This is a genomic window from Methylobacterium sp. GC_Met_2 (assembly GCF_026540795.1).
Lineage (GTDB): Bacteria > Pseudomonadota > Alphaproteobacteria > Rhizobiales > Beijerinckiaceae > Methylobacterium.
The window spans coordinates 1-1,529 of sequence record NZ_JALNUM010000250.1; the positions used below are offsets into that span (position 1 = coordinate 1).

Genomic DNA, 1,529 nt, shown 5'->3' on the forward strand with positions numbered 1-1,529 from the left:
GGCATCGAGGACAAAGTGAAGGGCCTCGGGTTCGGGGCGGACGACTATCTCACCAAGCCGTTCCACAAGGACGAGCTGATCGCGCGCATCCACGCCATCGTGCGTCGCTCGAAGGGCCACGCTCAGTCGACGATCACGATCGACGATCTCGTGATCGACCTCGACGAGAAGATGGCTTCGATCGAGGGTAAACGTGTCCCTTTGACAACGAAGGAGTACCAGTTGCTGGAGCTCCTCGCGCTCCGGAAGGGCTCGACGATCACCAAGGAGATGTTCCTCAACCACCTCTACGGTGGTTTGGACGAGCCCGAGCTGAAGATCATCGACGTGTTCGTCTGCAAGCTGCGCAAGAAACTCGCTACCGCGAGCCAGGGCAAGAACTACATCGAGACCGTCTGGGGCCGCGGTTACGTCATGCGCGACGGTGTAAGTGAGATGCAAGCTATGGCGAGCTAGGGATTTCCCCGGTACAGCTGTCCTGCTTCTCACAAACAGGTGCACTGTGGACGAAAATTTAGAACTCATCGAGCGTGGAGCGCCCGATTTTACCGAGCTGACGACGACCCTCGTCGCGGCCTACGTATCGAACAATCACATCCAACCGAGCGAGATCAGTGCGCTGATCGCCAGCATGCATGCCGCCTTGGCGGGGCTTGGCAACGGTGCGGTTCCAGCTGCTCCGGCGGCAGAGAAGCTTACCCCCGCTCAAATCCGTAAGTCGGTCACACCGGACGCTATCATCAGCTTCATCGACGGCAAGCCGTACAGGACGCTCAAGCGTCATCTGAACGGCAACGGCATGACGATCGAGCAGTACCGCGAGCGCTACGGCCTGCCGCGAGACTATCCGTCGACGGCCGCCAGCTACTCCGAGCAGCGCTCAGCCCTGGCCAAGAACTTTGGGCTCGGCCAGCAGCGCAAAAAGGTCGTTGCAGCGGATGCGGAACCCGCTGAGGCCGTTTCTGATAAACCGAAGCGCGCTGGCCGGCCAAAGAAGACTGGAGCGGAGGCTTGAGGCTTCGCGACGGGCGTAGTCTGCCGAACCTTCGCCGCAGATGACGCTCATGACCTAGCCTGACAGTAGTAGTTCAGGCGGTTACCCATGCCACGGTCTTTCTTAGGGATCGCCGCTCTGGTCGCCCTCGCTTGCCTACCCACGGCAGCAGGTGCCCAGAGCGCATCTGGGCCACCTCAAAAGCCTGCTTCAAGAGCAACCTCCTCCGGTGAAGAGGCTGCGTCAGCCGTGGAGCCGGCAGTGCTCGATCGCTGCCGACAGCAGGCTGACGCTCAAAAGCTCAAGGACGGGCCGGAGCGAAAGGCGTTCATGGGGACCTGCGTCACGTCCGAAGATTGAAGCGTGGCATCGCCCTGCCCCTGGTGCTTCTCACAAAAAGCTTCTTTGCAAAGGGCCGAGTGCTTTCACTCGTCGGCCCCGCCTGACAAACTAACCGCCCTGCTCGAACGCCTGAAGGGGCACTAGAGCTGCGCCCGAGCGTGTTGGGACGGCTCGGGGTCTGAGACGTTGAGGG

At 61.0% G+C, this 1,529-nt stretch carries 2 protein-coding genes; both read left to right on the forward strand.

Going from position 1 to position 1,529, the window contains the following annotated elements:
• Window positions 1–456: response regulator transcription factor (locus OXS49_RS33275; RefSeq protein WP_267428758.1), on the forward strand; the 456-nt coding region annotated here is incomplete at its 5' end.
• A gap of 46 nt (window positions 457–502) precedes the next feature.
• On the forward strand, window positions 503–1,015 hold the full coding sequence (locus OXS49_RS33280) for a MucR family transcriptional regulator (RefSeq protein ID WP_267428759.1): 513 nt from the start codon (window positions 503–505) through the stop codon (window positions 1,013–1,015).
• Window positions 1,016–1,529 lie beyond the last annotated feature (514 nt).